The 7360-nt window shown below is 43.6% G+C and carries 4 protein-coding genes; 1 reads left to right on the forward strand and 3 read right to left on the reverse strand.

Annotated elements, in window-relative coordinates; translation table 11 throughout:
* Positions 1-102 precede the first annotated feature (102 nt).
* Both RMX89_RS34170 and RMX89_RS34175 read right to left on the reverse strand, forming a co-directional pair.
* On the reverse strand, positions 103-1389 hold the full coding sequence (locus tag RMX89_RS34170; protein WP_322692105.1) for a sulfite oxidase: 1287 nt from the start codon (positions 1387-1389) through the stop codon (positions 103-105).
* A gap of 212 nt (positions 1390-1601) precedes the next feature.
* A complete protein-coding gene (locus RMX89_RS34175) occupies positions 1602-3056 on the reverse strand; it encodes an aminotransferase class V-fold PLP-dependent enzyme (RefSeq protein ID WP_322683553.1) in 1455 nt (484 codons plus the stop codon).
* A 1018-nt stretch (positions 3057-4074) separates the two neighbouring features.
* On the opposite strand from RMX89_RS34175, the gene RMX89_RS34180 reads away from it, so the two are divergent.
* Positions 4075-5598: a hypothetical protein gene (locus RMX89_RS34180; protein WP_322692106.1), complete on the forward strand. Its 1524-nt coding sequence runs from the start codon at positions 4075-4077 to the stop codon at positions 5596-5598.
* 61 nt (positions 5599-5659) lie between these two features.
* Here the strand turns inward: RMX89_RS34180 and RMX89_RS34185 are convergent.
* On the reverse strand, positions 5660-7360 hold a 1701-nt coding region (locus tag RMX89_RS34185), incomplete at its 5' end, for a flavin-dependent dehydrogenase (protein WP_322692107.1).

Here is a 7360-nt window from a genome sequence, read left to right on the forward strand (position 1 = left end):
GGGCATTGGGCATTGGGCATTGGGCATTGGGCATTGGGCATTGGGCATTGGGCATAGATTATTCTTCTTGTACCCCTGATACTCCCTTATTTTCCTCTTTCCTCATGCCTGGACTGTCACCGGATGGCTAACAATGCCTCCGTAGAGCAATCCAGAGTCATTCCACGGAACTGTACTCGGTTGTGTGTTACCTAAATTGTCAGTAGCACGAGCTTGGAGAAAATATTCCCCAGGAAGTGGGTTCCATTCAATGTCCCAGCGTACCCACGCAAATGGAAAATTTGGTTCTCTCAGTCGTGCAAATTGCCAAGTTTTGCCACCATCCAGGCTGACTTCCACACGGACAATCTTTCCTTTCCCAGACCAAGAACGTCCACGTAGTAAGTGGGTTTTAGCAGAAAGCGTAGCTGGCCAAGCCAACTCGAAAGCGCTCTTAACATTTTGATAGGTAATCAGCTTACCTTTATATGGTGCGATCGCTGGGTAATCTGCACCAACTAGCACCATTTGCTCTGTTACCCACTGCGTATATATCGGTGTTTGGGAAACTTCAATTCGCTCAATCCATTTAACGTCGGCGTTTCCTCCCCAACCAGGGAATAACACACGGCACGGCTGACCATGATCTGGAGGTAATGGTTCTCCATTCATTGCGTAGACGACGAGCGAGTTATCTGCTAATGCTTTGCTAATTGGAACTACACTGCTGAACTTAGATTTATTTGTCTCCTTAGAGTCCAGCGAATCCACATCTGCACCCTCAACGAGTACGTCTTTCGCTGTGGATTTCAATCCAGCTCGCTCTAATAACATACCAAGTGGTACACCAGTCCACTCAGCCACACCAATAGCCCCAAGTCTCCACCGTGTTCCAGGGAGTGGTGTGTTGTAAGCTTCTTCAAAGAAGCGCCGACCGTTAGCAGCACACTCAATGGCACAAGTGACGGAAATGGATGGCATGGCGATGATTTGATCGTAAGTAAACTCGCAGGGAGCAGAAACGCCAGTTCCATGAATTTGCAAACGCCATGTAGATGGGTCAAAAGGGGGAGGTGTACTGCGGTTGTGAACATAGAACCAATCATTTGGTACTAAATAACCACGCCCATACATCGCTTCCCAGTTCATCTCTAATGTGCCTTTGCTATGAGAGATATACCCTGGTGGCAATGGCTTAAGTATTTTACTGCCTTTAGTTTTAATAGCTGCCTGACTGTGAGCAAGCGCAGGTTTAGCTAACCCCCCGATGGCTGTAGCGCTAACCATAGTAGCTAGTATTTTCAGAAAGCGCTGGCGCGAAATACCCGCATCTGTACTTTTTTGCCAGATGCACTGTTCAACCCGTGCCTTTAGATAATCCTCTTGGTCAAAGAGGTTTTCATCGCTCAAGCTATTACCCCCTTGTAATTTATAATTCGTAATTCGTAATTAAGGCACAGAGTAATGAAGGGGCAAAGGGAGATGAAAGAGATAAGGGAGACAAGGAGAAAAACCAATGCCCAATGACGGCAGTTGCTCCACTTGGGGAGACCCCATCGCCCTTGGCGTCTCCCCTTGGGAGAAGACCGCACTGCCTCCCCCATGCCCAATGCCCTAAAAAACTAGCTGTTTATTGCTGTCCAAACACCAGTTATCGGATCTTGTGTGTAGTTAGGCAAATAGTGAGCTAATCCGTTTTTAGCTATTTGAGCGATCGCATTTATAAAGCGATCGCAATCTTCTAATGTATTATATACAGCAAAGCTGGCTCGGATAATACTAGGAATGTTCCGTGTAATTCCTCTGTCTACTTCTTGAGCAATCTCACAGTCTTGTTCGTCTGAAACATTCTTGAGTTTGCGAATGTATTCATAAGTGCAGAAAGCCCCAGCCCGAACCCCAATACCGTATTCTTGTGCCAAAATTTCTGCTACTAAGCGTCCGTCAAATCCATCAATATCAAAGGGAATAACATGGGCTAAATTATCTCCAGGAATATGTAATTTGACACCAGGAATCAGCCCAAGCCGTGTATATGTAAATTCAACTAGAGAGTGTTCATACTGAGCAATGCGCGAGCGCCCTACTGCTTCGATAATTTCAATCGCCTTGGCAATAGCGATCGCACCCATTGCGTTTGGTGTTCCGGGGTCATGGGCCCGTTCTGTATAAAAACGCTTGATCTCTAGGTTTCTAGTGATATAAGGCAAGTTTCCACCCCCAATTTGATAAGGGTAGGAGCTATCAAAAAATTCTTTTGGCCCCAGCAAAACCCCGGTTCCATAAGGGGCATACATCTTGTGTCCAGAGAAAGCTACAAAATCTAAATGACATGGATCGTCATCAGCACACATATCGACTCGTTCATGCTGAATTAACTGACACACGTCAGCGAATATCTTCGCACCATACCGATGTGCTAAAGCTGCGATTTCGTAAATTGGTGGTCTATAACCTGTAATTGTCGAAGCACCTGTAATAGTTACTAACTTAATTTGCTCGGCTTCGGGGAGATTTTGGTGTGCCTTGAAGATATCTTCAATTTCTGCAATACTTACACTCCCATCTGGCTGTGTTCTGTACTGCACAACCTCGTCTCTAGTAACCCAAGGCAGCAGGTTAGATGAATGCTCGATATCAGAAACTAGAATTTTTCCAGGTTTTTTTGCCCAAAGTGTGGCAGCTCCATTAATTGCTTCTGTTGTATTCTTGGCAAAGATTACATAGTTATTTGAAGATGACCCGACAAAGTCACGAATGATGTTTCGACTGGCGTCATATTCTCGTGTAGTGATGATGGATTTTTGCCCAGAACCTCGATGTACGCTGCCATAGGTGTCAAGCATTTCGTCCACGTACTGCTTGAGGGTTGCAAAGGGTGTGGTTGTAGCTCCATTATCCAAGTTCACGTACTTGGCATAGTTTCCGTTAAGAGTTTTAACCTTGAAAGATAGAGACTCATCTGTAAATAACGGTCTGATTTCTTTGTCCCAAAAGCTGTCACAATTTTCTACAAACTGCGGTAATTTAGCATTCTCTTGCTTGATATTTGCGCTCATTGCAAGTATATCAGTCATCTTTAGCACCCCGATTTTAAATTTTGATTTTTTTGAAAAAGCCTAACTGCTGCAACACTTTATTTCGCGCTACAACCAGATTAATTTTCAGTAATTATGGTCTTTATAATTACTTTACTTATAGTAGAAACCGCGGTTATTACAATTATTCTTTAATAAAAAAATTAAAATTAGTATCCGTACTAATGCTTAACTTAAATATTTTTATCGTAAATTAATATACAGTGTAATTAATGTTATTAAGTAATAAAGTATACTTTAAACAATTTTATTCCAGTCATTAAACAAACTTGACGTATTGAAGATAAGTCGATCGAAAAGCTTATAACTAATAAAACCTGCAATTCCCTACTGGCAATGTATTTATCGAGAAAAAAGTCCTCACTAAGTTGAGATTACTCTTTAAAAAAGTTTTATATTTTACTTAAACGAATTGTTACGTCTTTATTAAGACTTTATAAGTATTTATTCGTATTGAGCGATATCTCTTAAGATTGCAGTTATAGCGAAAGCTCTTAGTTGTTTGCTGACATTAAATAGCGATCGCTTCGGATGAGAGAATTATCATTGAAGAGTAGATACTTGTACGGACATCTATATCTAAATCTAAGTACTCAATCAGGAATTACAAAATGTATTTCAGAAAAAAATCATATTTTATATCTTAAGACAGATGCGATATTAAAAAATAAAGTATATGAAGGCAGTTTTTTATGTAAAAAACTTCATCAGCCAGCCAATACAGTTTAATTTTTAATGTATCGGGTTTCTCCTCGCTCTGGCCTATCTTCAAAGGCGGCCAGAGTTCCCCTTCCACCTCTTCTTGACGGGGCAGAGCATCATAATGTTATAACGGCATCAGTCTAGATACAAAATGGGGAACACCAATTGATAATTAATTGCTGGTGCTTGGAGAGAGTTAAACTTAGCTTCTAGAGCAAACCCTGATTAGACACAGTTGATAAGCAATGCTAATGCCAGCACTGCTAAATATTTTTAAGCAGGTGAGTCAAGAGTGATGAATGAAGCTGACACCTCAAACAAGGGGGCTGTGATGGAATCCCTAAATTCTGCTAATTCGCCACAATCAGAGCAGGCGAATTGTCCCTTTTACTCAGTTGTGCCTAATGACAATATGACAGTTAAGAAACTGCCACTCCTCATGCCAGCTGAAGATACACAATTTTCACAAGATACCACCCAGCAGGACTGGGTTGCAGAGCCTGAAAGCGGCAAACAAGCACTTATTGACTCGGAATTTCAAAAATTGCTGGCATTGAACGAAGAATTACGTGCGGCTAACAAGAAATTGTATGAAGAAGTGGAGCAGCTAAAAGACAACCTAGCTGAATCAGAAAAGGTTTTGCAGTGGCAGAAAACGCGTTCTAGCGTTAGTGAGTCGATGCTCAACCAACACACTCAGGAACTAGCTGCGGCTCAAGAACAGATAAAATCTTTATTTCAACAATTAGAAACTGCTGTACAGACTGTTCAACGTCAGGAAATTTTCACTGATACTTATAAAGCACAGTTACAAATTAGCCAACAACGTCTGGCCCAGTTAGAGCGAGAATGTACGTTGCTACACACTAATAACAACGAACAATCTCAGCAGCTATTGCAGTCCGAAAATGTTTGTCGGGAGTTACGTACTAGACTGATGCGACAACAACGCCAGACGCTGCAATTCAAAGCAGCTTTGGAAAAATGTTTAGATACCTCGGTTCCTAGCTATGACTCCTTAGAGGATGCTGCCAAACATCCTAAAGACATAACTAGTAGCCAAGGAAGATTTTCTAGAAAAGCTCGGTCTTTGTTTCCTAACGCCCAGCCAATTCAACCTTGGTCAGGAGAAGAAGAATCATTAAGTAACGATCTAGATAATTCTTGGGGTGAACCTTCAGCACCAATTCCATTCCAAAGAAATGAAGCTCCTGCAACACCGCCATCATCTCCTTGGAACTGGACAGTTAAGAAAGACACGCCAACACCAACACAACCCGCGCCATCTCCAAAAGTTGATGATCCAGATACAACTGAAGCGGTTTCACCTTCGGATTCATCAAATTTAGATCGGCAATTAGATAGTTTAATCCAAATGTTTTTCACCTCCCAGCCTGCATCTACATCACCACCACCTGCTGCGAAAACGGATGTTAGTGATGTGCCTATTTGGGAGACTTTAGCAACAATCTTAGAAGACGATGAGGAACTAGAAAATCCACACGAGGAAGATTTGAAGGCAGAAATTAATCCTTCTGCAACTACCTCTACTTCTTGGACGACGGATTCTGTGCTTTCACCAGCTAATAACTTACTGCTTTCCTCTAATCCATCTCACACCGAAACGCCTGTTGGAGAAACTGAAGACTACTGGTCAGAAGTTTCTCAATTGTCAGCAAGTGATTTGTCCTCAGAGTCATTAGGTGATAACACCAATGATGACAATTCACCTTCACCAGTAGTTTATCCCCAGCGTCCACCCAAAGGGCGTAAGTCATTGGCATCTGTAGAACTGCCGAATTTTCGTCCCAAGAGTTAGGAGAGACGCGATTAATCGCGTCTGTACAAGTGATTAATGCCTAATGTTCCATGCTCCATTCCTAATTCAGAATTCTTGCTTCTGACTTCGGAATTATGGCTTCTGGGTTGGTTTTTGCTACCTGACTTGGCGATCGCGGTTTGCCTGTGGCGATCGCATAATTAATCGCCAATAACCACAGCCACAAGCCGGGATTCCGGGGTTCTAGCCAAAAACCCACCCGGTTTAAGAAGCGCGGCAACCACGGGCTTAATAAAGCATTAACCAGGGCATGACGACCGAAGTTGAAATAACTACCAAGCCATCGCACTAAATCTCTAGGGCCAGCAAGTTCCCAAATCCATAAAAGCAAGGCAGGATTTTTCCTGGCTGCTTTCAGTGCTAAACGGTTAAAGGTTAACCAATCACACCGATCTTTGATGAAGTTATCTGCCACCTCTGGCGGTTCGTCTGCTAACAGCCCAAAAAAGGTATTGAGCATGGAGTTAATCCGTTGTGGTGGTAAAAATTTCCCTGTGGGAACCATCATCCCTTTGGAAAATAGCCAAGTCACGGAAACGTTGCTTTGGTAGGCGCGAATTTGGTTCAAGTGGCGGAAACTCAACAAGTCATGTTTGAGGGCAGTATCCAAGAGCGTTGTTAAGCGCTCTAAGTTGCGAACTAGGGAACCAAAACCGGTGAAAACGAGCGGAGATTGGAGTGATGCTGCATCACCAATCGCCATCAATCGATCGAAGGCAACTGTGCGATCGCGACTCCCCACACTAAAATGCCCTGGTATATACCCAAATGTCGGCTTTTTCCACACCAATTTGTCCATATCGCACCTGCGATACTCTGGCAAAATTGTGAAAAAGTCCTCGTACATTTCCAGCAAAGAACCGGGATTTTCAGCATTGACTTCGTGGTAATGAAATAAATAAATCGTCAGTTCCTCATCTGCTGCGGGAAACAATTCCCAAATCAACTGCCTTCCCCGCGAAATATCCCCATGACTGTAAAGAACGTCCCCATATTGGGAATCCCATACTCCCGGCTCAAATCCGCTCTCAATTGCCGCTCCCACTGTCGGACAGACACTATCAAAGGCACGACCACCATTTAATTGCCAAGCGATGGGGGACGCAGTTCCCATTGCATCTATTAGCAGTCTTCCACTTACTTGCTTCTCAATTTGACTGGGCAAGTACTTGACTTGCAAAACTACCTGTGATATATCAATATCTGCACGGATAAATTCTGTTTCATCCCAAATTTCACCGCCTGCCGCTTGCAGTTTTTGCCCACACATTTGGAGCCATTTGTCGGAATCCAAGCCTAAATTTAGGACTGTGGGTGTGTGGAGGATGGGCGATCGCAGTTTGGCTGGATTATTAGCATCAAAAAACTTATTGAATCCGTCTTTGTATTCTCTGGCAATGATGGTTTCTAACTCAGCGGGGGTGACTAAACCCAAGTTAACCAAGCTTTGAATCTCGTCGCGCGAAATATTCCATTCTCGGTTCATCCGCCCAAAGGGCATTCGTTCTACCAGCAAGACTTTATATCCGAGTTTTGCCATCAGTGCTGCATGGATTACGCCTAATGCGCCGCCAATGTAGATGATGTCGTACTGGGCATAGGGCATGGGGGATGGGGCATTGCTTATTTCCCCCCTGTTCCCCTGCTCCTCTGCTCCCCTGCTCCCCTGCTCCTCTGCTCCCCTGCTCCCCTGCTCCTCTGCTCCCCTGCTCCCCTGCTCCTCTGCTCCCCTGCTCCCCTG

It is taken from the genome of Nostoc sp. DedSLP04, assembly GCF_034530775.1.
Lineage (GTDB): Bacteria > Cyanobacteriota > Cyanobacteriia > Cyanobacteriales > Nostocaceae > Nostoc.